The sequence below is a fragment of the Thermococcus sp. LS1 genome (genome assembly GCF_012027395.1).
GTDB lineage: Archaea > Methanobacteriota_B > Thermococci > Thermococcales > Thermococcaceae > Thermococcus.
On record NZ_SNUJ01000002.1, the window covers coordinates 557,829 to 579,956 of the forward strand.

Consider the following 22,128-nt stretch of genomic DNA (forward strand, 5'->3'; position numbering starts at 1 on the left):
TTTTAAACCTACCTCAGCAGGCTCATCAGCCTCTCGTAGCTTTTCCTCGCGAGCTTTACATCGTCGTCGTTCAACCTTCCGGCGTATTTGGCCTTTTCAAAAATCCTTGTGAGAACATCGAGGTCTTCCAGATCCGGGAAAATCTCCCTCAGCATTTTCTCATGCTCCCTATGGGTCCAGCTCTTCCTGTAGGGGTAGCCTTTCATGACGAGGCCGGCAACGACGTTTTTGTACATCTTTATGACCCTCTCGGCGGGGGTTCCCTCAAGGGCTTCGTAGCGCATTTCAGGGTTGAACTTAATCTCGAACGCAACTTTGCTTCTTTTCCGCCGTTTCACTGTGATAACCAGAATCAGAAAGACGATGAATGGAAGGAGGTAGAAAACCGCCGGGAGCTCCCTCAGGACGACCCGAAAATCACCGGAGGTGACGTAGTACCAGACGCCCTCGATGCTCTTAACCGCACCGCCACCCTCAAAGAGCTTTTCCGGGCGCCTCTCAAGGATGAGCTTTATCGCCACGAAGAGGGCCAGAATCGTGATTAGCCCCGCCAAGACATTGCCCCTCTTAGTCTTCCTGTCACCCCTGTCAAGGCCTTCCTCAAGCACGAGCCTGATGACGTAGCCGGCCATCCCCAGGAGGATAAGGTTCACAAAGAAAAAGAGCCATTCGATGTTGAACACCGTGACGCCACCGTGAACGGCCGTGCTTCCGAGAAGGGCAAAGGTGATGAGGAGAGTGGAGAAAAGGGCCCCGTAGAGGGCCTTTATTCTCTCCATTGCCGAGCACCTATCTGCTCGATCATGTAGTAAACCGTCCTGAGCGGAATTCCCATGCGGGAGCTTATCTCCTTGGGGGTTATGCCCTCCCGTATAAGGTTGTAAACCTCGCGGATAGTCCGCTCATCGTACTTCCGCGGCCTTCCACGGGGGTAGCCCTCGGGAACGAGCTCTATACCCATCTGCGCGAGGGCGTTTATCGCTTTTTTCGAGACCTTAGGATAGAGGCTCGGCGGACAGGAGATTTTCCTAACGTTCGGCGCGCGCTCGAGGATCCTCACGAGTATCTCCTTTGTCGGGCGGAGGTTGATGTAGACCTCGGTAACCTCGTCGTTTAAGACTTCATTGAGTTTCCTTATGAGCTCGGCGTTGTTTCTGGCCTTTATCTCCACCCTCATGTCCTCACCCCTGGAGGAGCGCTAGGAACTGCTTCGCCCTGTCGCTCTTGGGCATGAACTTCTCGAACTTCTTGGTGTCGGCGAAGAGCGTTTTGTGGAGGCCTGAAATCACGAACTTCTTTATGGCCTCGACAAGTTCGTCCTCGGGAATACCGAGGAGCTGGGCCACCTTCTCCTCGCTGTAGTCGCTCATGCCGTAGAGCAGAACTCCGCCGAGTAAATAGTTGGGGATGTTGGTTATGTCTCTCCTCCTGCCAACGAGGGCCTTCTCCATCTCACACTTCCGTATGAGTAGCATACTTCCGTGGCCGGTCTTGAAGCCGGGCTCGTTCCTGAAGGGAAGATCGAAGATTGAGTAATGGCAGTCGATGCAAAGCTTTATGTCCGGATAGAGGCCCAGGCTCTCCCTATCGTTCTCGGAGGTGAGGAAGTAGTAGCGGAAGAGGTCAAGGCCCAGAAGCTCAGCTCCCTTTTCGGGGTCAAGGACGGAATACGCTAAGGCAAGGTTGTCAACAGTATAGTGGTTATTTATGAGAACGCCCTTCGTCTTGACGAAGCTGAGAACCCTCCAGCGGAACCTCCTTCCGTAGCGTTGCCTCAGTTCGGCCTCTATGTCTGCATCGGTGGGTAAATCAATGCGCGCCTTCTTGAGTCTGTTGTTCTCCCAGTACTCGACCTCGATGCGAAGTCCCCTCGTTCTCACTGTCCCCTTCTCCCGGAGCTTGCCCTTTATGAACTTGAAGGCCTCTCTGACCTCGATGCTCTCCCTTGCCAAAAGGCGGAGTACGTCACCGGAATATGCCAAATAAGGAAGCACCTCAACGCGTCCAAGCTGGACGGGCTTTTGGATGGCCTTAACCTTTGGAATATCCTCCCTCTTGAGCTCCCTGATTGAGAGCTCCCTCTTTCCAAGGGTGAAAGTATAGTTGGCCGCTATCAAAGCGAGGGCCATCTTGTGAGCGGTAATGGCCGAGCGGAGCCTTTCAAGGGCTAAAACACGGTTGCGCTTCTTCTTGTATATCCACTGGATGTGAGGATCTTTGTTCTTCTTGTCGAAGCCCCCCACCGAGGGGGTAACCTCGCCGACACGCCTCGATAAGTCCTCCTCAAGCTCCTGGAGGAGAGACAGGTTCTCTTTCAAACGGTAAGAAATGGACGGGACGTCGAAAGTCTCGAATAACCCGTCCATGTCTATCCCAATGTCGTCCAGTATCTTGTTCACCTGCGCGACGAGCTCTTCCGTCGTCGTCATGGCAGGAGCTCACCGTTGTTTATCTTTTCCGGCAGGTACTTCTTCGCCACGAACTCAAGGCTCTTGTTGGCCAGAGCCTGCTGCTCAATCCTGACGCCCATCTTGAGGGCCAGCTGGAGCTGCCTCTGCCATTCCTTGTTCTGGAACCACGGGTAGTTCATCTCCTCGATGATCCTCTTGTAGTCGCCCGTCGGACCGCCCTTCTTGTTTGGCGGTATGCCCTTGAGCTTCTCGGTGACGTTCTTGAGGCCATAGCGCTCTATGTCGTCCATGGTCATGCCCACGAACTTAGCTTCTGGGGTTGCCAGCTTCTCGCTGAGGTATGCGAGGTTAATGGAGCCCTGCTTTATGGTGGAGTAGATGTACCAACCGTAGGGGTCTCCATCGGTGAAGACTATGATGGGCAGCCCTTCCTCGTAGTGGAGCCTGTGGATGAGCCTCCTGACTCCACGGGAGGCCTGTCCCTGCGTTGCTATGATTAGGGCGTTCTCCTTCTTCGGGAACTTTTCCTCGATGAGACGGTCGGCCATAGCTGCCGTCTCGACGACCAAAGCGTAATCTACGTTGACCTCGACGAACTGGAGGTGCTCAACCGTTCCTGGGACAGCCCAGCCACCCATACCGAGCTTGCTGGTGTTGAACTCGTCCTCGCCGTCGCGTATGACAATGTCACCGTATATGTAGCCGCGCCTGTCGGCTGTGAGATGCATCTCCTCACGAAGAACGCCGAGCATTCTCTCAAGATCTTCAATAATTGGGTCGCTCTCGCGCTGGTCCTCGAAGGTGTTCTCCTTCGTTCCCGGAATTGTGTGCTTGTTGGCGTAGTAGGCTTCACGAAGGCTCGCGTGCTTTCCTTCGCTGACGAGCCTTTTGACGTAGGCCATTATGAGCAGCGTCTGCATGAACTTTCTCGCGTGGGCGACGTTGAGGAAGTACCTCCTGGAGAGCTTGTCGCCCATTTTGATGACCCTTCTCTTCTCATCGAAGTAGACGTTGCTCAGCCCGCGCATGGGTATGTCGAAGTAGGGATTCTTGCCGCTCTTTATGTCCTCCAGCACGCGCCTTCCGTACTCCTCCAGCTTGCTGAGCACCTTAGTGGGGTCATAGGAGAAGCGCTCCCTTGGCTGGCTCCTCTTGACGGCCTTGGATTTAGGCATTCTCAGCCACCTCCTCTGCCTCAACCTCGCTCTGGGCGAACCTTTCCTCGATGAACCTCAGGAAGTAGTTCTTAATCTCCTCCTCGGGCTCGCCCGTTAATATACTCAGGGCCTTAGCTATCTCGGGCACGTACTTCTCGAAGGTCTTCTTCCTCTTCACCTGGTAGAGCCTTCTGTGCTTGCCGCTTAGGTATGTCTGGAGCCTCCTCGCGGCGTCCATTATTGCCAGCCTGATCTCGTTGTGTATCTCATCCACGTTGGCTATGCTCTGCTTTCCGGTTCCGGTATAGGGAACGTGGACGCTGATGACGTTTATCATGAGCACTATCGGGGCACGCTCGAGGTCGTCAACCTTGTAGCGCTTCCAGTCGATTGAGCGAGCCGCCAGAGTGGTTACACACGAGCCCGCATCGAAGAGGAGCGGGACGCGGTTGGCGTAGCGGAGAAGGTCAAAGCCGCTGCCTATCTCCCCTCCATAAGCCAGGCCGACCTCAACCTGGAAGGGAATTCCACCGCTGTAGACCTTCGGCGGCCTCGTGACGGCCGTGACGAACTCGGGTTTGAGGATTCCCTTGAGACCCTTCTCAATGTTCTCCTCGCCTATCGGCCTGAGGCCGTGGGTCGGCGGAGCGAGGAACTTCATATACTTGAAGGCCTCAACTATCTCCTCAGCCTCGTGCCAGCTGAGCTTCTCCGGCGGCTTCTCCATGAGCTTTGCCACCTGCTTGACGACCTTGGTGTAGCCCTTGAAGGAGCGCAGAACCTTGTCGACCTCGCCGTTCATCAGCCTCTCGTAGAGCTGATCCTGAACCGCTTTGTCCTTCTCCGTCTTGATGAGCCTGAGGGCGGCGATGTACTTTATCAGCTCATCAACCTTCTTGTCGCTTATCCTCGAGAACTCGCCGATTAGGAAGCGCCTGACGGTGTTTCTTCTCGTCTTCTTGGCCATTCTGTAAACGTCATCCGTGAGAACTCCCCTCGGGTGGGGCTTCATCTCAACGGGCGGCTTTGGAACTTCCTCGCTCGAACGCGGGAAGACTATGAGCTTTCCGTCCGGCTCGATAAGCTCTATGTGGGCGTGCGGATTAGCTATGGCCGTGAGCTTGAGGTACCAGTAGACACCCTGCTTGGAGCGGACGTAGCGGACGTTTTTAACCTCAAGCTCTATCCTCGTACCCCGCCAGCCCTTTGGATTCGGGTGCTTTTCCTTCTTGACTATCTTACCCTCGTTCTTGTCGACGTCGATCTTGACCCAGGCCTCGATTATGTCGCCGCCGGTTGAGGTGATTACGCGCGTGGCCTTTCCGCTCGTTATCTGGGCGAACATTACCGCACCGGATATACCTATACCCTGCTGACCGCGGCTCTGTATGTTCCTGTGAGCCTTGGTTCCAGCGAGCATCTTTCCAAAGACGTGGGTTATGAACTTCTCGGGGATTCCGGGACCGTTGTCCTCGACTATGACCTTGTAGTGTTCTCTTCCCAGCTCTTCAATCTCAACGCGGACGTACGGCAGAATGCCGGCCTCCTCACAGGCGTCGAGGGAGTTGGTGACTGCCTCATGGACGACGGTCGTGAGGGAGCGTATCTTGCCCGTGTAGCCGAGCATTGCAGCGTTTCTTCTGAAGAACTCGCTGACGCTCTGAATCTTGAACTCCTTAAACAGCTGACTTGCTTCGGCCATTTTCACTCCTCCTCAAAGTCTTCAAAGTTTTCAGAGCCGCCAAGGGCCTCGTAGTAAGTGACGCTTTCAAGCTCCAAATCCTTCTTGCGCCTCTCAAGATACTTGTAAACCACTCCGTGGGGCGAACCCTTGGCGAGCTTCTCTATGGCTGTTTTGGCAACCTCAACCTGAATCGGGTTGCCTATTATCGCGACGGTCTTTCCGTAAACGCTAACGTCGGCACCGCTCATTTCCTCTATTATCTCCCTTGTTCTACCCTTCCGACCTATTATCCTTCCCCTAACACGGGGAAGAGCGTTCTTGTCGTTGCCTATGATGATGTCGGTGAGGTTGATTACCTCAAGAACCTCGCCCTCGTTGAAGAGCCTGAAGGCCCTCTCTGGCGAGAAGCCCCTACCGATGGCGGTAACAACATCGCGAGCCTTCCAGACTGCTAAGGGATCGTCTGTCTCCTTCGTGGCGGTGATGAAAACCTCCCCAGTCTCACTGTCTACCTCGATTCTCGTCTTCGTGCGTCTCTCTATCTCCTTCTTAGTCCGCCCTTTCTTTCCTATCAGGACCGCCACCCTGTCCTTCGGAATCCTAACGAACTCCTCCTGCTCGCCCAGGGCGGCGTAGGTTATCTCCTCTTCCTCATTGTTCTTGAGGGGCCTTCCGTCCTTATCAACGCGCTCGTACTTCTTGAGCAGTCTCTCAAACTCGTCCATACCTCTCACCCGCTCTCAACGAGTTCCTTAAACTTCTCGTGGAAATCATCAACATCAACGCCCTTTTTACCAAAGTAATTGATGATGTTCCTCAAATCTCTCTTCAGGAGCTCAACGCTCATCCTATTCCTCTTCACGGTCGCCTGGGACCAGTCTATAACCACAGGGCCATCATGGAGCAGGATATTGTACTCGCTCAGGTCCCCATGCACCATGTCTCCCCTCTTCCAGAGGCGCTCGATTACACCCATCGTAAAGTCGTAGAGCTCCTCGAAGTCCTCTTTAGCCAGCTCCCTTTCGACGTCCTTCAAGCGGGGAGCAGGAAGCTCATCGCCTATGAACTCCATGACGAGGACGTTGTTGCGGAAGATTATCGGCTCGGGAACGCGGACCGCGTATTTAATCGCCCTCTGGAGGTTTTTATATTCCCTCCTCGTCCAGACAAAGACGAGCTTTCTCATATCCTTGGGCAGGTAGCCAACTCTCGGGTCGGCAGCTAGGTACTCCCATATTCTGCGGAACTCGGTAGTGTAGGTCCGGTATATCTTCACCGCCACCCTGTTGCCCTCGCTGTCTATTCCAGCGAAGACGTTGGCCTCCTTGCCCGTGCTTATCACGCCGTAGAGGCTCTCTATCTTACCCCTGCGGTGGAGATAGGCAAGGGTTTCCTTGGTTGTCCTGTCAAAGACCTCGTTGGCTATCTTGTAGAGCTCGCTGTCCTTCTCGCGCCTCTCCGTGAGGCCGAGCATCTCCTCAACTTCCCGCTCGATGAACTCCTCGCGCATCGCTATCACTCAAAGGGTTTTGAGAGCTCAGAAGAGCAGCTCGCCGCCCGTGAGGAAGTCTTGGCTTATCTTGCCCTTCCTCAGGAGCCAGTCAACCTGCGTCTTAGTGTAGCGGTAGACTATGTCTCCTCTCTCGTCCGTCTGAACCGGCCAGGGCTGGACTATGACGACGTCGCCAACGCGCATCCACATCCTCCTCTTGAGTTTGCCGGGTATCCTGCATCTCCTGACCTTTCCGTCGGAACAGCGGACGTCCATCCATCCGGCTCCAAGAGCCTGCTCGATAACTCCGAACAGCTGTCCTTCCTTTGGAAGGGGAACACGAATGACCTCATCCCCCTGAACCTGCCTGTCCTTCTTCTTTTTACCACCCTTATGGTAGGCCATGAGCATCACCTCCTTCCCCTAGGCTTGAGCCCTTATAAGCTTAAGCCTTGCAAAAATTTTCCAATGACCCTTAGGTGACAGATTTTTAAAATTTTTGCACAGAGATTACCCAGAACTGCCCACTGATGGCACATTAAAGTTTAAAAGCGCACCCTGCTAATGCACACTTTGGAGATAACCATGAAGGCAGTAAAGGCCGAGAATCTAACAATACTCTACGAGGGGCAGAGAGCAGTGGAAGACGTAACCTTCGAGCTAGGTGAAGGAGAGACCATGCTTCTACTCGGCCCCAACGGGGCAGGAAAGACCACACTTCTGAGAACCATAGCGGCGTTCCACAGGGAGTATACTGGAAAGCTTGAAGTGTTCGGCAGAAAACCTGAAGATGCCAGGGATCTTATCTCCTACGTACCGCAGAGCTATGTGCTCAATGAGCGCGTCCCGCTTACGGCCCTTGAGGTAGTTGCCATGGGCGGCATCTACCGGAAAGGCTTCGTCCACTTCAAAATCCCAAAGGAAATCCTCCAGAAAGCCGAGGAAGCTCTCGGCTTCGTTGGGCTGGCTCACGTTAAGGACAGGCTCTTCAGAGAGCTGAGCGGTGGCCAGAAGCAGAGGGTTCTCCTCGCGAGGGCACTCATGAGTGACCCCAGGCTTCTCCTCCTCGACGAACCGCTATCGGCTCTCGACCCGAGCGCAAGGGTCGAGGTGGCAAACGTTCTGGACAAGATAAAGCACGAAAGCAGAATAACAATGATAATCACCACCCACGACGTCAACCCGCTGATAGACATCGGTGATAAGGTTCTCCTTCTCAACAGGCGCCTCATAGCCTTTGGAACGCCCGACGAAGTTCTCCGCGACGAGATAATCAAGACTGTCTACGGCCCGCTGGCAAAGGCGGTAAAGGTCGAGGACAAGCTGTACTGCATCATCGGCGACACCCACATCCACGGGGGTGGCGGCAGATGATCCCCGAGTACCTCATCAGGGCGATTCTGGCGAGCATAATGGTGAGCGTCCTCCTCGGAATGCTCAGCCCGCTCATCAACACCAAGGGGCTCGCCTTTCTCACTCACGCCATTTTCCACGCGCTCCTCTTTGGAGCGGTTCTCGGCATGATTCTCGGCCTGCTTTTCGAGAATATGGGGCTCGTTATGCTCGTTGCACTTGTCGTTACCGTTGCAATCGTCATCATAATCGCCCAGCTCGAAAAGCTCGGCTTCTCGCCTGATTCTGCCGTTGGTATAGTGGCCAGCTTCGTGGCTGGTCTGACGGTTCTCGGTTTTGGTGTACTCTACAAGGTGATGGCGACGAAGCCATACTTCCCGCTCAGCGAGAGCATCGTCTCCTACCTCACCGGTGAGATTTTCCTCATAACCCTGAACGACCTTACCATCCTCGTCCTCGGCGGTGCGGTTCTCTTCTTCGTCATGCTCTTCCTCTACCGCGATTTCCTCTATCTGAGCTTCGACCCTGAGGGACTGGAGAGCTACGGCGGCAACGCGAGGGCTTACCTCATGATTCTATACGTCCTCGTCGGAGCCATTGGAGCGCTCATCGTCCAGACCGTCGGTCTGATAACCCTTCAGGTGGTAGCCGTTCTTCCGGGAGCGATAGCCCTGATGGTGAGCGACAACATCAGGAAGATACTTGCGGTTAGCCTGTTCCTTACCCTCGGAATACAGCTGTCCTCGGTTGTCCTCGCTTATTTCACGGACATACCGCCGAGCGGAATAGCAACGATAATGCTGGGAGTAATCTACGGCATCCTTCTCTTCAGGAGGTGAAAGCTTGAAGCTCGCTGGAATAGATGAGGCTGGCAGAGGGCCCGTTCTCGGCCCGATGGTCATCGCGGCGGTTGTAGTGGATGAAAAGAACGTCCCTAAACTCGAGGAACTCGGTGTTAAGGACTCGAAGAAGCTCACTCCGAAGAGGAGAGAAAGGCTGTTCGATGAGATAGTGCAGCTTTTAGATGATTATGTAATTCTGGAATTATGGCCTGAGGAGATTGACTCCCGCGGGGGCACGCTCAACGAGTTCGAAGTGGAGAACTTCGTTAAAGCGCTCAACTCCCTCAAGGTCAAGCCAGACATCGTTTACATCGACGCGGCCGACGTCAAGGAAGCCCGCTTCGGCGAGGAGATAAAGGCAAAGCTGAACTTCGAGGCAGAGATAATAGCGGAGCACAAGGCCGACGACAAGTTCGTGCCGGTTTCTGCTGCCTCAATCCTTGCCAAGGTTACGCGTGATAGGGCAATAGAGAGGCTAAAGGAGGAGTACGGTGAGATAGGCTCCGGCTATCCGAGCGACCCGAGGACGAGGGCTTTTCTGGAGGAATACTACCGCAAGCACGGCGAGTTTCCGCCGATAGTAAGACGCACCTGGAAGACGCTGAGGAAGATAGAGGAAAAGCTCGCAAAGGAGATGAAGAAGAGAAGGGGACAGATGAGCCTGGAGGAGTTTTTGAAGGGAAAATCCTAACTATCAGCCGAAAGTTTCTTTAAAAACTCCTCCGCCTTCTCAAACTCCCCCTTTCTCAGCAGGAGTGCAACGGTGGAGTATACACCGAGGAGTTTAAGGTTTCTCCCTTCGAGGAGCTTTTCTATTTGGGCGTCGAGCTCTTTAAGGGCTTTTTCAACGGCCTTCTCAGAGTAGTCCGCGAACTTTAATCCGCTGAGGATGCCGAGGAGTTTTTGGGCTTCGAGCTTGATGTTCTCGGATGCTCCCGCCTTTCTCAGCTCCTCCTCGACTGCCTTCTTGGTTGCCGGGTATTTTGGTTTCCCCGGTTCTACCTTCTTCCCGCTGATCTCCGCCAAGAACTGACGGAACTCTTCGAGTTCCGGCTCGATGTCAATGCCCGCGTTCCGGAGGACGACGAAAGGATCGTCAGTGGAATATTCAAGTGCCTTTTCAGCTATTTTTGCCCTCTCCTCAGTGAGTTTTGGGAGTTCTGGGAGGAGCTTATCAACTATCTTAAATGTCTTCTCAAATGCTTGTTCCATCACTTTTGCTGTTTTTTCTTCGTCTGTAATAAGCCCTTGCTCCCTTGCGTGGTGTGCTATTGCCCTCGCGAGCTGCGTGTATTTCTTCTTTATCGTGCTGTAGTCTTCCTTGAGTGTGTAACTTGCATTTAAGACCTTTTCTATTGGCTTTGCTGCTTCCGGGTTATGCGTCCCTGTGTGGTATGCCATTGCTATCGTCAGGATTGTATGCAAGAGCGGGTAGTGTGCGACCATTGCACGGTGTAAGGGATCTCTCACTTCATCAACGTATTTTTTTTGTATCCTGCACCTTTCGTTACCTTCGGACCGATGCCCTCATCGTGGTAAAGGATCTTTTTTACGTGTTCCACATCTTGCTCTGGGGTTGCTCGTGCCAGTATCTTGTACAATCCCGTTCCATGATAGAACACGATATCACTTATAGTGTGTAGCAAATCCTCAGTAATTCCTGGCGGGTATTCAACCTTTTTCTTCCCTTCCTTCTTCTTTCCCCCGAATATGAACATCCCGGCGAGAGGCAAGAGGGACAAGGACACCACCCCTCAAACTTCTCTCCCATGAGAAATAAGCCTTTCGAAGTCAGCCAAATCCCAAACCTGCCAGCCTTCCGCCCTAAGCTCTTCCTTACCCTCCACGCCCTTCGCCACCAGTCCGTAGAACTTCTCCCATCCATCCAACCCAACAAGCTCCGCCTTCCTCTCAAGGTCTCTCAGAATTCCCCGCGCTCCCCTCTCGCTCAGCTCCTTCCACTTAACCTCAACAAACAGGGCTTTTCTCTCCCTCTCGTTCAAAGCCACCAGATCAATCTCCTCCCCTCTATGCCACCAGCGGCCGATTGTGGTAAAGCGGAAGGGGAGCTCGTCGATGTGATTTAGTTCTATGAGAAACTCCTTTGAGACTTCTTCGAACCGTCTTGAAAAGACCCTCTGGAGTCCCTCTTTGACGTTCTCCGGGCTGAGAATTCCAAGTTCTATCTCCGTTTTGTTGGGATGGACTATGGAGAACCACGTGAGGAGCATTGGGTCTTTGATCCTGTAAAGCCCCCGCTTTTCTTTTCTCGCAACGGGGAGCTGGCGTTCAACGAAGCCAAGGCGTATCAGCGTCTCAAGGTAGGGGTATATCCTCCTCCCCTCGACGCCCACGTAGGTGGCTATCTCGCTCGGCCTCTCTCGACCCTCGGCTATGGCGGCGAGTATTGAGAAATAGAACTTCAGCTCCCTGAGCTCCTGAGAGAGGATGATGTACGGTTCATCGTAGAAAAAGCCCTCGGGGGATAAAAACTCGTTCTCAACGAGCTGGTGGACATCAGAATAGCGGGCGGCTATCGAAAGGTACGCCGGGACGCCGCCAATGAGCATGTAACTCCTAAGGCCGCTCTGGAAGTTATCAAAGAACCCCATGGAGTTGAACAGGTTCAAAGGCCTAAGCATGAAGCCCGCCGTTCGCCTGCCGTAGAGGGGCGAGGAGTAGCTAAGCACGTCATCAACCATCATACCCATCAGCGAACCGGAGAGAACGAACATAACGGGTCTCTTGCTGAGTTCGTGGTCCCAGGCCCTCTGGAGGGCACTTAAGATACCCCTGTCACTTTTAACGGCATACGTGAACTCGTCGAGCACTATGAGGGTTTTTTCCTTGATCTTGGATGCAAGATACTTGAAGAGAGGATACCAGTCATTGAAACTCAAGAAGATATCGTCCCCATAAAACTCTGCGAGCTCTTCCCGAATAACCTTTATCTGGTTCTCCTTCGTGCCTTCGGTAAAGGTGTGGAAGAAAACTTTTCTTCCACGGGAAAACTCCACCAGCAGTCTCGTCTTTCCAACCCTTCTCCTGCCGTAGACCACGACGAACGAGGGAACTCTCTCCCATTCCCTATCGAGTATTCCCAGCTCCCTCTCCCGGTCGATAAATAAACTAATCATGATTAGTACTAAACAGCCTTAGTACTTAAGTCTTTCGGGGTCTTCATCTTCCCAGCCTCAGTCTGACCCTATCCTTCACGTCCAGCAACCACTCCAGGTAAGCCCACAGCGACTCCCTGAAGGCTTCCCACTTGAGGAGCTCGTTCAATGCCACGCCCATGACCACGGCCGCAGGTGGAACGAGAACGGTCGCGTAGAAGCTGAACTGCGTCGTTCCCCCGAGGATGTACTGAAGAGCGAAGAAGTAAATCGTGCTCCAAAAGACGCCAAAGGGGGCGAGGATTCCGGGCTTCCTCTTGTACAACCACGGCATGGCGAATATGAAGAGCACCATTCCGAGGAGAAGGAAGGGATCCGTCTGGGCGAAGATGTTGGGGTCATAGTGGAGCGCGAAGGCCTTCTTGTTTATGAACCACTCCCAGAACGGAGAGGCCGCAGGGTGGCCGCCCTTGGAGCTGAGGTGCCAGCGGAAGCTGCCGAGGAACTCCCTGAACCACTTCTCAGGCCCAACAGCCACCATAGCAGGAACGTTTGGCAGAAGGAAGCCGATGGCAGGAAATACCGCTATGGTGAGAAGAAAGCTCACGAGGCGGTTCTCTCGTTTGAATGCCCTGATTAAGAGCACCGGCCAGCCGAAGGCACCGCTGAGCTTTGCGGCCGCGGCTAAGCCAATGGCAAAACCCGAGGCACGTCTCTTCTCAAAGACGAGCAGGGCCATGAAGAGCGCCACAAAGAAGGCGACGTGAATATCGAGCATTGCAACTACTGCAGTCGCCTGAAGCGTCGGGTCTGCAGCGGAAAAGAGAAGCGCTATGAGCGAAGCGAGATAGCTCCTGCTTATCCTGTAGGTGGCGAGCAGGACGAGAACCTGGATTAGAACGAAGGCGATAAGACCCGGGAGACGCCAGTTGATGGGTTTGTCCTCAAGAATCATGCCGAGCATTATGAGGTCCTTCCCAAGGAACGGGTGTTCCAGGTTGAGGTAGTTCTGGATGTTATCCTTGTCCGGGTACCAGTAGCCTGGGACGACATAATAGGCATCAGAAGGAATCTCGCGCGAGAGTTCGTCGAGGAACGGCTCAAGGTTCTCAACCGGAATTTCAAAGTAAACGGCCGGGAACTTGAGATACTCTTTTTCATAGGTTGCGTTGTAGCGGAGGGCCATCTTCTCAACAAGATACTGGTACTTTATCCGCACGCTCGTGTTGGCGAATATTATGTTAACCCCTGCAGAATGGGTAGTTTCGTTGATGTAGTGGAGCTCCACGCCGAGCCTGTGAAGGATGTTCCTAGAGGCCGGGACGTACCACACCTCGTCGCTGATGTAGCCCCTAAGTTTCGGCTGAGAGGCGAAGTCATACAGGTACCAGAAGGAGCCGATGATTATGAGGCCAGAGATGAGAATGAACGCTGTTCTCTTCCAGTCCATTATATCACCGGGAAGATTAGCGCGGCAACGTTTTTAAGCCTCTCCCCGAGGTTGGAAACATGAGCGAGATAACCGAAGAGCAGATAAGCCTCGCCGTCGAGATGATTAGAAAGGGCCTGGACAAGAGAAAGATTCGCGCCAAGCTCGGCGAGAACTGGAAGGAAATAGTCGAGATAGCCCGCGCAAGGATAAGGGCCAAGGACAAGTTCTCGCGCGACGACCTCTGGATGGATCTGGAAGGCCTCCGCTACGCCACCCATGAGGTCGTTGCAAAATACCGCGCCGAGAGACTGGCCGAGTTCGGAGTTAAGAGCATAGCCGACGTTTCGTGCGGAATAGGCATACAGCTCATCTTCTACGCGATGAAGGTAGAGAAGGCCTACGGAGTTGATATAGACCCCAAGAAGATAGAGTTCGCGAGGAAAAACGCCGAGAAGTACGGCGTTAGAAACATCGAGTTCATAAACGCCGATTCCCTCGCACCCGAAACGGTAGAACGCATCGATGCCGAAGTGATCTTCTCTGACCCTGCCCGTCCTCCGGAGATGCCGGAGAGAAGGCTCGAGGATTTACTTCCAAGCCCCCTGGCGATTTATGAATCGTACAAGCACAAAACCGATTCCTTCATCTTCGACCTTCCGCCACAGATAAGGCGCGAAAAGGTTCCCTGGAAGGGCGAGTTCGAGTACATCGACCTGTTCGGCCACCTGAACAGGCTGACCTTCTACACGGAGCCCCTGGCAAAGGCAGAGCGGAGCGCGGTGGTTCTGCCAAAAGGGGTTCGCCTTGAGAGCAATCCCAATCTCGAGGACATCGTAACCTGGATCGAGGAGCCTAAGCAGTACCTCTATGAGATTCCGCAGGCGGTGGACTACGCCGATTTGCTGAATGAACTCTTCCACACTGTCAATGGCGAGCTGAAGATGCTCCTCCGCGAGAAAAGGCGCGTTCTGGCGACGAGCGACGAGAGAGTCGAGAGCGACTACTTCAAGCGCTCCTACGCCGTCGTTGGCCTCACCAAATTCCACCCGCTCAGAATCAATGATTTCCTCAGAAAGGAGGGCTTTGGAAGGGCCACGCTGAGGATAAGCATCCCTGAGAACGAGTACTGGCGGTTTAGGAAGCGCATCGAAGCAAACCTGAAGGGTGACAGAAGGGCCTTCGTCTTCCAGTTCAAGGACAAGGCGATAATAGCGGAGGCGCTATAGCTCTTCTATTTTGGCGTTCCTTATCTTCTTCGAACCTATCCGGAGCTTTTTGAAGTAAACTACATGTTCTTCAGGTAGAAAAGATTCCAGGCTCGTAGATTTGAGGCGCTTTTTCTTTTTGCGGGGTGTATCACTTCCGGAAACCTTCGGCGCGGCGTTGGCTATGAACTCGTCGAGCTTCCTGTCCATTGACCCACCCAGATGGGATAGACCGCTGGGTATAAAGGCTTTTCCTCCCATCGACGGTTGCACCAAAGGATATATCAACGGTCGCCCCCGGGATTAATGTGGCCATTGAGAAACGCTTTTAACTTCCGGGATTTATTTAGGGAAAGAGTAACAGAGGCGGGTGGAAAGTAATGTGCGGCATAATCGGGTACATAGGCGAAAGACCTGCCTGTCAGGTTATTGTTAAGGGCCTCAAGCGCCTTGAGTACAGAGGTTACGATTCTGTTGGAATAGTCACCGAGGAAAACGGTGAGCTTCATATTAAGAAGGGTGCCGGGAGGATAGACGAGCTCGCTGAAAAGCTCGGCCTTCTTGAGATGCCCGGAAAAAGGGGCATAGGCCACACCCGTTGGGCCACCCACGGCGTTCCGAACGATATTAACGCTCATCCCCAGACCGACTGCTCAGGCAAAATCGCCCTCGTCCACAACGGCATAATCGAGAACTACGGGGAGATAAAAGAGGAGCTCCTCAAAAGGGGACACATCTTCAAGAGCGATACTGATACTGAGGTCATAGCTCACCTCATAGAGGAGGAGCTCAAGTCGAGCGAGAACTTTGAAGAAGCCATGAGAAAAGCACTGCTCAAGCTCAAGGGCTCTTTCGCGCTGGGAATAATCTACACGGAAGAGCCGGACAGGCTCTACTTTGTGAGGAACGAGAGCCCGCTCGTTCTGGGCATAGGTGAGGGAGAAAACTTCGCGGCAAGCGATGTGCCTGCGTTTTTGGAGTACACCAACAGGGCCGTTTTCCTTGACGATGGGGAATACGCGGTGATAACGAAGGATTCCTACGTCGTTAAAAAGATCTCAACCGGCGAAATCGTTGAGAAGCCAGTCCACGAGATAGAGTGGACCCTTGAGATGGCCGAGAAGGCTGGTTATGAGCACTTCATGCTGAAGGAGATCTACGAGCAGCCGAGGGCGATAAGGGACGCAATCCACGGCAACGCGGAAGTTATAGAGAATGTCGCCAAGGAGATAGCGAAGTACGATAAAATCTTCTTCGTTGCAATGGGAACCTCCTACCACGCCGCCCTGGTCGGGAAATACCTCCTCCAGCGCCTGGCGAAGAAGGTTCCAATCGTTGAAGAAGCCAGCGAATTCCGCTATGAAATGGAAGACCTGATAGACGAGGATACGCTCGTCATAGCCATAACCCAGAGCGGCGAGACTGCAGACACTCTGGCAGCCATGAAGCTGGCGAAAGCCAAGGGTGCAAAAGTCCTCGCCATAGTCAATGTCGTCGGCAGCATGGCAACCAGAATAGCGGATTTAACCCTCTACACCCACGCGGGGCCGGAGATAGGCGTTGCCGCAACTAAAACCTACACCACCCAGCTTACCGTTCTTACCATGCTCGCCACAGCTCTCGCAAGGGTTCTTGGAACCGCCAGCGAGGAATACCTGAACGAACTTGAGAGTAAGCTGAAAGAAGTCCCAGAGCTTGTTGAGAAAGTCCTCAAGCATGACGGCGCACTCAGGGAGCTCGCTGAGGGACTTAAGGAAAAGAGGGACTTCTTCTACATCGGAAGGAGCATAGGCGTCCCCACCGCCCTGGAAGGAGCGCTCAAGCTCAAGGAGATAAGCTACATCCACGCCGAGGGGCTGAGCGCGGGTGAGCTGAAGCACGGCCCGCTGGCACTGCTTGAAGACGGCGTTCCTGTGGTTGCAATCGCCCCCAGCGGAAAGACCTTCGACAAGATGGTGTCGAACATAGAGGAATCGAAGGCGAGGGGCGCATACATAATAGCCCTGGGCGATAATGAGAGTCTTAAGAGGGTCTCGGATGTTCTCATAGAGATGCCTCCAATGGACGAGCTGCTTACACCCATAGTTTACGTCGTCCCGCTCCAGATCCTCGCATATCATCTCGCCGTCCTCAGGGGCAACGACCCCGACAAGCCGAGGAATTTGGCCAAGTCAGTTACCGTTGAATGAGGTGGTTTGAATGGTGAAAACCGACGTTAAGGAAAAACGAAAGAAAAAGAAGGAGGAGAAATCCTCCCTTCCCGAGTACTATCAGAAGTTCAAGGCCTACGGGCTTCCGCTGATAGTCCTCCTGCTGGCATACATCGGCTTCAAGATAAGGGCCGTTACGTCCAACTACAAGACCTTCCTCGATCCGGATACCTTCTACCACTACGAGCTCTACAAGCTGGCCATCCAGGAGTGGCTCCCCAAGTACTTCCCACTGGCCAATCCTCCCACGGGGCTCAAGATAAGCGAATCTCTCGGCCTCTACGCGGTGCAGGCCTTCTTCTACAAGCTGGTTAGTCCGCTCGGCTACGACGTCATGGATGCTTTCAAGCTCTGGCCACCGTTCGTTGGAGCAATGACCATCATAGCGGTCTATCTCCTCGGAAAGAAGCTCCACTCCAACTGGGCGGGCGTCTGGGCGGCAGCGTTCATGATGTTCTCCTACGCAAACTTCAGCAAGACATACTCAGGCAACAACCGTGGTGAAGGTCCGTTCATGATGTTCTTCCTCTACGCGGTGTTCTCCCTCATCGTGTACCTCGACGAGAAGGAGTGGAACTGGAAGAAAATCCTCTCAGGGGTGCTCTTCCTGATAACCAGCGTCCTCTACATGGGCGTCTGGCTGGGAAGCCAGTTCGGTGTGGGAATCCTCCTGCTCTTCGCGGCAGCGCACACGATAATCCTCTTCGTATTCGGAAAGATTGAAGAGCTCAAGCGCTTTGTTAAAGAATTTTACCCGATCTACGCGCTGTCGCTGCTCATCGGAATAGCGCTATATCCGACAGGCTTCGTCAGGATAAAGGGCTTCCTCATATTCTCCCTCGAGGCCTTCATCGGGCTTTCCGTGCTCGTTGCAATAATGCTCTACGGGGAGAGGTTCAAGCTCAACTACTCTGACAAGAAGCACAGGTTCGGGGTCGTTGTGGGCATAGGTATCCTCGGCTTCGTTCTGGCATACCTCTACCTCGGCCCCGACCTGCTGAAGTACATGGGTGCCGCGTACCAGTCCAACCCGCTCTACCAGACGGTCGCCGAGCTCGCCAAGACTGATTGGAAGACAATAGCCGGCTACTACAGCGTCAAGACCAAGGACGGAATTATCTTCCTGCTCTCACTCGCTGGTTTCATCATAGTCCTCGCCCGCTTCATAAGGAAGCTCCTCAAAGGCGACCTCACCGGTTACAAGGAAGTCTTCCTCGTGACCTACTACATTGGCTCGGTTTACCTGCTCCTCATGGCGGTCAGATTCGTGTTCCAGGCCTCAGGCGCAATCCTCCTCCTGGCGGGAGTTGCGATAGGCGAGGTATTCCTCTTCGTCGAGAACATGAAGGAGAGCATGACGACCAAGGCCCTATATGCCGTGCTGCTCATACTCCTCTTCCTGCCGCTCCCAATCATAGGTGCCCAGTACATGAACAACATGGCCATCAACACCTCCAAGGCCCAGGGCTCAGTCCCGGCCGACTGGGTGAACACACTCACCTGGCTCAGGGAGAACAGCCACCCGCTTGACAGCGCCACCAGCTGGTGGGACTACGGCTACTGGATTGAGTCAAGCCTCCTCAGCAACAGGCGCTCCGCAACTGACGGTGGTCACGCCTACGACAGGCGTTACATAGTTGCGGACTTCTTCGCCCACTACGGCAACGAAAGCGAGCAGGATTTCGAGGCCTGGGAGCTCAACTACATGATAGTCTGGCAGCAGGACATCTACAAGTTCAACGCCATAAGCTACCTCGGTGGAGCAATAACCTACGGCGAGTACAAGAACAACCCGATGTTCCAGCTGATATACCCGCAGTACATTCAGTACGTCAACGAGAGCGGCAAAACCGTCGTCTACATCAACACGGGTCAGTACGCCTACCAGCCAGTGATGACCATCGACCTCACCAAGGGGCAGGTCATACAGGGCAGGGGAGACATACCCTACGTTCTCTACATCTTCCAGGGCTACGGCATGCTCGCCTACCAGAGCATAGCCTTCAGCAACTTCGTGCGCTTGGCGTTCCACATACCCTACTCATTCGAGCCGTGGGATGCCCAGATGCTCTTCGCCAACTTCAAGCCGGTATACACCAACGGTGGAGTTTCGACCTACGAGTTCAGGCCCTTCGCAGTTTACAGGATTGACAAGTACGAGAACGGCACATGGAAAGCATTCTACAGCACGACCGCCGGCGGTAAGCTTCCACTCGGCGAGCAGAAGCTCAGACTCTGGATTTCAGCATTCGGCAGGGACGTTAAGGACGCGACCCTCGTCTTTGAGGCCTACAACGGAACCGAGCTCATCAAGAGGGAGGTTCTGGCAGAGAACCTCAACATCAACCACCTCAACGAGACCCCCGTTGAGGTCAGCCTGACGATACCGAACGCGACCAAGTATCGCTTCGTCCTCATCCAGGACGGCCCGGTGGGAGTGCTCAACGGCGAGCCGAAGGTTGATGGAAAGATCGCCAACCCAAGTTACATCCTTGATGAGGGCCAGAGCGGCCAGCTGGAGCTCATAGCGGCATTCAGGCAGGACTACACCGTCGATCTTTACCTCAGGGCGAGCATAGTCTACTACGTCGCACCCAACGGCAAGGACATAAACAAGCCGAACTTCCGCTTGGAGCCCCACATGGACATCATAACCTACGTCCCCGTCAAGGAGGGCATAAGCGTCAAGGAGGGTAACAACACGATAGTTGCCCAAGCCAGCATGCCCGAGAACGTCTTCGAGAGCTACATCCAGGAGCTCTACAAGAAGTACGGTGAGGACAAGGTTGTCATCGTCAAGAAGAGGATAGAGCCAGTGTTCATTGCAAAGAAGGAGTACGTGATTTGGGAGGGTTAATCCCTCACTATTTTTACGTCTTCCAGCTTTTTCAGCCCTCCTTTTTCCGCAGTTCTTACAACGCCAGGAACAAAGCCGTTTTTTGGTCTCAGAAGGATGGCCTCGACCTCGGTAAAGCCGAGCTTCTTGAGGGCAAATGCCCTGTGGTGGCCATCGAGCACGTAGTATTTCCCGCCGTGTGGTATGACCACTATAGGCGCGTCGTAGCCGTGCTTTATCTCCTGAAGGACGACCAGCAGCTTGGCCTCGCTGAGCTCCCTCTGGGTGGGAACAACCTGCTCCAGCGGAATAAAGGCCCTTTCAAGCTCAAACTCGATGCCGTAGATGGCTTTGTACTCGTCCTTTATGCGCTCGGCGCGCCTGAAGGCTTCCTCCCTCGTTATGAGCCTTGTCCTCCTCAAGACTTCACTCCCCTGACGGCTATGAAGGCAGCAAGGTTTCTGCACTTCCTGTGGCATTTTTTGTCAATCCTTTCGGCCAAGCCCAAGAAGGGCCAGAAGGAGGGAAAAAAGATAACCCCCGCACTCTCGACCTCAGTAAAGCCCCCGTTCTTCAGGAGAAGTTCGAGTTCCCTGGGGGTGTAGAACCTGGCATAGCGGTAGGCCGTCTCGACGAAGAGGCTCTTTAGGCGCTTGAAGAAGAACCACGAGCTCCTTCCGTTCATAGTGCCGATGAGAACCTCACCGCCGGGCTTGAGGACGCGGTGGATTTCTGAGATTACCTGTTCTGGCTTGTGAATGAACTCGAACATGGTCACGCTCAGCACGAGGTCAAAGCTCTCGTCCGGAAAGGGCAGACTGTAGGCGTCGCCTTTGATGCAGTTGAGGCCCTTTGCCCTGGCTATTTCAAGCATCCCCTCGCTCGCATCGAGGCCTATAACATCGAAGCCGCGCTTTTTGAGCTCGAGAGTGTAGTTTCCAGTGCCGCAGCCTAAATCGAGGGCCTTACCTGATTTCGTTTGGAGCATGGAGAAGACTAACCACTTCTCAGTTCTGTCTACGTACTGACCGGTTTTCGTCCGGTACCAGTCGTCGTAGCGCCCGGCAATTCTGTTGAAGTACTCGGCCATTCAGACACCCATCTTGCTCTCTATGGTGAGAGGTTTATCAACGCGGTCGTCTATCTTGAGGCTTATGACGATGCGCTTTGCCCCCGCTTTTAGGATAGCCTCATGGCAGGCCTTGACGAGCTCGAGGATTTCCTCTACGGAACCTTCAACCACAGTTCCCATCGGGCAGACCTGGTACTTCAGGCCACTCGCCTTTATGACTTCGATAACGGGTTCGAGGTACTTGCCCACACTCGGGCTTTCTGTTCCAAGGGGAAAAAGACAAAGCTCCGCTACTGCCATCAGCCGCCCCCCGCGGGCGGGAAGATGTGCACCTCGTCATCGTCCTTCAGCTCGGTGTCGAGGCCTTTAAGGTGCAGGATGTTGTGGCCGTTCACGAGGATCATTCCGTCTATGGCCTTTCCCGCCTCCTTGGCGCGGGGGCTTTCGAGGAGCTGCTTCTTTATCTCCGGATTGTAGTGCTCGGCTAGATAATCGATAAGCTCCCCTACCGTTCTGGGACTGCTCAACTCTATCTCCTTCCTCCCCACCAGCTCCCGGAATGTGGCGTAAAATCGCACCTTCATTAGCCCCCACCTAAAAAAAGTTGGAAGAAGAGGACTAAAAACTTTACTCGTGTTCTTTCCGTTTCTTTTCGCGGTTGTGTATGTAATCAAGGAGTGGCCTTATCCTCTCCCAGACCTCGTTTATACTGCCGTGACCATCAACCCTAACGTAGATGCCCTGCTTCTTGTAGAACTTGATTATTGGCTCCATGTTCTTGACGTAGAGGTCGTAGCGCCTCGCCACTATCTCTGGCCTGTCGTCCTCCCTCTGGACGAGCTGGGAGCCACATAGGTCACATTTACCAGGGACCTTTGTGGGTCGGTACCGAAGGTGATAAACGGCACCGCACCTGGGACATATCCTCCTCCCGGAGATGCGCTCAACACTCTCCTCCTTAGAGATGAAAATCTCCATCGCCACGTCTATCCTTATGCCGTGGTCGTAGAGGTAGTTCTCGAGCGCGAGAACCTGCTCTGCCGTTCTGGGGTATCCGTCGATGATGAAGTTGTTCCTGTCGCGCCTTAAGCGAGAAATCACGAGGGTATTGACGACGATGTCCGGGATGAGCTCCCCCTTTGCGAGATACTTCTTCAGCTCCTTCCCGAGCTCGCTTCCCCTTTCAATCTCTGCCCGTATCATGTCCCCCGAGGAGATATACGTCAGCCCGTAGCGCTCCGTTATCGTCCTTGAGTGGGTTGATTTGCCGCTCCCAGGTGGTCCAAAAATGAGAATGTTCATTTTTCTCACCGTTAGT

Annotated in this window: 24 protein-coding genes; 6 read left to right on the top strand and 18 right to left on the bottom strand. The window is 53.9% G+C overall.

Features of this window, described 5'->3' with window-relative positions; genetic code table 11:
- Positions 1-8 precede the first annotated feature (8 nt).
- Genes E3E26_RS07500 through eif1A form a run of 8 tightly spaced genes read right to left on the bottom strand, consistent with a single transcriptional unit; the run spans position 9 to position 7,149 of the window.
- A complete protein-coding gene (locus tag E3E26_RS07500; RefSeq protein ID WP_167900631.1) occupies positions 9-779 on the bottom strand; it encodes a DUF4129 domain-containing protein in 771 nt (256 codons plus the stop codon).
- Complete coding sequence (locus tag E3E26_RS07505; RefSeq protein ID WP_167900632.1) at positions 767-1,177, bottom strand: DUF1699 family protein; 411 nt, start codon at positions 1,175-1,177, stop codon at positions 767-769. Before E3E26_RS07505 ends, E3E26_RS07500 begins: the two co-directional genes overlap by 13 nt.
- A 4-nt stretch (positions 1,178-1,181) precedes the next feature.
- A complete protein-coding gene (locus E3E26_RS07510; protein WP_167900633.1) occupies positions 1,182-2,429 on the bottom strand; it encodes a DUF530 family protein in 1,248 nt (415 codons plus the stop codon).
- The gene (locus tag E3E26_RS07515) at positions 2,426-3,586 is read right to left on the bottom strand and encodes a DNA topoisomerase IV subunit A (RefSeq protein WP_167729973.1); all 1,161 of its coding nucleotides are present in this window, start codon (positions 3,584-3,586) and stop codon (positions 2,426-2,428) included. The genes E3E26_RS07510 and E3E26_RS07515 overlap by 4 nt, the downstream gene beginning before the upstream one ends.
- Entirely contained in the window at positions 3,579-5,270 is a 1,692-nt protein-coding gene (gene top6B / locus E3E26_RS07520; RefSeq protein WP_167900634.1) for a DNA topoisomerase VI subunit B, read from the bottom strand. Before top6B ends, E3E26_RS07515 begins: the two co-directional genes overlap by 8 nt.
- 2 nt (positions 5,271-5,272) lie before the next feature.
- Positions 5,273-5,977 carry a KH domain-containing protein gene (locus E3E26_RS07525; protein ID WP_167900635.1) on the bottom strand — a complete coding sequence of 235 codons (705 nt, stop codon included), beginning with the start codon at positions 5,975-5,977 and terminating at the stop codon, positions 5,273-5,275.
- A gap of 5 nt (positions 5,978-5,982) precedes the next feature.
- A complete protein-coding gene (locus E3E26_RS07530) occupies positions 5,983-6,762 on the bottom strand; it encodes a serine protein kinase RIO (RefSeq protein ID WP_167900796.1) in 780 nt (259 codons plus the stop codon).
- 27 nt (positions 6,763-6,789) lie between these two features.
- The gene (gene eif1A, locus E3E26_RS07535; protein WP_167900797.1) at positions 6,790-7,149 is read right to left on the bottom strand and encodes a translation initiation factor eIF-1A; all 360 of its coding nucleotides are present in this window, start codon (positions 7,147-7,149) and stop codon (positions 6,790-6,792) included.
- Positions 7,150-7,329: 180 nt separating this feature from the next.
- Here eif1A and E3E26_RS07540 point away from each other — a divergent pair, with 180 nt between their 5' ends.
- From E3E26_RS07540 to rnhB, 3 genes are read left to right on the top strand one after another with little or no spacing between them, the layout of a single operon-like run.
- Positions 7,330-8,118, top strand: coding sequence for a metal ABC transporter ATP-binding protein (locus E3E26_RS07540; RefSeq protein ID WP_167900798.1), 789 nt, complete (start codon positions 7,330-7,332; stop codon positions 8,116-8,118).
- Positions 8,115-8,936 (top strand): metal ABC transporter permease, encoded by an 822-nt coding sequence (locus E3E26_RS07545; RefSeq protein WP_167900636.1) that lies wholly within the window; start codon positions 8,115-8,117, stop codon positions 8,934-8,936. The genes E3E26_RS07540 and E3E26_RS07545 overlap by 4 nt, the downstream gene beginning before the upstream one ends.
- 4 nt (positions 8,937-8,940) lie before the next feature.
- Positions 8,941-9,630, top strand: a complete 690-nt coding sequence (gene rnhB / locus E3E26_RS07550; protein WP_167900637.1) for a ribonuclease HII — start codon at positions 8,941-8,943, stop codon at positions 9,628-9,630.
- On the opposite strand, the gene E3E26_RS07555 is transcribed toward rnhB, so the two are convergent.
- Genes E3E26_RS07555 through E3E26_RS07570 form a run of 4 tightly spaced genes read right to left on the bottom strand, consistent with a single transcriptional unit; the run spans position 9,627 to position 13,505 of the window.
- Positions 9,627-10,385, bottom strand: a complete 759-nt coding sequence (locus tag E3E26_RS07555) for a hypothetical protein (protein ID WP_167900638.1) — start codon at positions 10,383-10,385, stop codon at positions 9,627-9,629. The two genes, rnhB and E3E26_RS07555, sit on opposite strands and share 4 nt — an antisense overlap.
- Positions 10,386-10,405: 20 nt before the next feature.
- Positions 10,406-10,687, bottom strand: a complete 282-nt coding sequence (locus E3E26_RS07560) for a hypothetical protein (RefSeq protein WP_167900639.1) — start codon at positions 10,685-10,687, stop codon at positions 10,406-10,408.
- A gap of 6 nt (positions 10,688-10,693) precedes the next feature.
- Complete coding sequence (locus E3E26_RS07565) at positions 10,694-12,076, bottom strand: ATP-binding protein (protein ID WP_167900640.1); 1,383 nt, start codon at positions 12,074-12,076, stop codon at positions 10,694-10,696.
- Positions 12,077-12,119: 43 nt separating this feature from the next.
- Positions 12,120-13,505: a dolichyl-phosphate-mannose--protein mannosyltransferase gene (locus E3E26_RS07570; RefSeq protein WP_167900641.1), complete on the bottom strand. Its 1,386-nt coding sequence runs from the start codon at positions 13,503-13,505 to the stop codon at positions 12,120-12,122.
- A 59-nt stretch (positions 13,506-13,564) separates the two neighbouring features.
- Here E3E26_RS07570 and E3E26_RS07575 point away from each other — a divergent pair, with 59 nt between their 5' ends.
- Positions 13,565-14,713 carry a methyltransferase domain-containing protein gene (locus E3E26_RS07575; RefSeq protein ID WP_167900642.1) on the top strand — a complete coding sequence of 383 codons (1,149 nt, stop codon included), beginning with the start codon at positions 13,565-13,567 and terminating at the stop codon, positions 14,711-14,713.
- Here the strand turns inward: E3E26_RS07575 and E3E26_RS07580 are convergent.
- Positions 14,708-14,902 carry a PCNA-inhibitor gene (locus E3E26_RS07580; RefSeq protein WP_012571733.1) on the bottom strand — a complete coding sequence of 65 codons (195 nt, stop codon included), beginning with the start codon at positions 14,900-14,902 and terminating at the stop codon, positions 14,708-14,710. The genes E3E26_RS07575 and E3E26_RS07580 overlap by 6 nt on opposite strands.
- A gap of 170 nt (positions 14,903-15,072) precedes the next feature.
- Between E3E26_RS07580 and glmS the strand changes: the two genes are divergently transcribed.
- The gene (gene glmS / locus E3E26_RS07585) at positions 15,073-16,881 is read left to right on the top strand and encodes a glutamine--fructose-6-phosphate transaminase (isomerizing) (RefSeq protein ID WP_167900643.1); all 1,809 of its coding nucleotides are present in this window, start codon (positions 15,073-15,075) and stop codon (positions 16,879-16,881) included.
- Between the two features lie 10 nt (positions 16,882-16,891).
- The gene (locus E3E26_RS07590; RefSeq protein ID WP_167900644.1) at positions 16,892-19,759 is read left to right on the top strand and encodes an STT3 domain-containing protein; all 2,868 of its coding nucleotides are present in this window, start codon (positions 16,892-16,894) and stop codon (positions 19,757-19,759) included.
- Here the strand turns inward: E3E26_RS07590 and E3E26_RS07595 are convergent.
- The 5 genes from E3E26_RS07595 to E3E26_RS07615 are packed head-to-tail and all read right to left on the bottom strand — an operon-like array spanning position 19,756 to position 22,112.
- Entirely contained in the window at positions 19,756-20,160 is a 405-nt protein-coding gene (locus E3E26_RS07595; protein WP_240911670.1) for a ParB/RepB/Spo0J family partition protein, read from the bottom strand. The two genes, E3E26_RS07590 and E3E26_RS07595, sit on opposite strands and share 4 nt — an antisense overlap.
- Positions 20,157-20,828, bottom strand: a complete 672-nt coding sequence (locus E3E26_RS07600; RefSeq protein WP_167900646.1) for a class I SAM-dependent methyltransferase — start codon at positions 20,826-20,828, stop codon at positions 20,157-20,159. Before E3E26_RS07600 ends, E3E26_RS07595 begins: the two co-directional genes overlap by 4 nt.
- Positions 20,829-21,110: an MTH1187 family thiamine-binding protein gene (locus tag E3E26_RS07605; RefSeq protein ID WP_167900647.1), complete on the bottom strand. Its 282-nt coding sequence runs from the start codon at positions 21,108-21,110 to the stop codon at positions 20,829-20,831.
- The gene (locus E3E26_RS07610) at positions 21,110-21,394 is read right to left on the bottom strand and encodes a ubiquitin-like small modifier protein 1 (RefSeq protein WP_167900648.1); all 285 of its coding nucleotides are present in this window, start codon (positions 21,392-21,394) and stop codon (positions 21,110-21,112) included. The genes E3E26_RS07605 and E3E26_RS07610 overlap by 1 nt, the downstream gene beginning before the upstream one ends.
- A gap of 43 nt (positions 21,395-21,437) precedes the next feature.
- Positions 21,438-22,112 (bottom strand): adenylate kinase, encoded by a 675-nt coding sequence (locus tag E3E26_RS07615; RefSeq protein ID WP_167900649.1) that lies wholly within the window; start codon positions 22,110-22,112, stop codon positions 21,438-21,440.
- Positions 22,113-22,128: the final 16 nt, after the last annotated feature.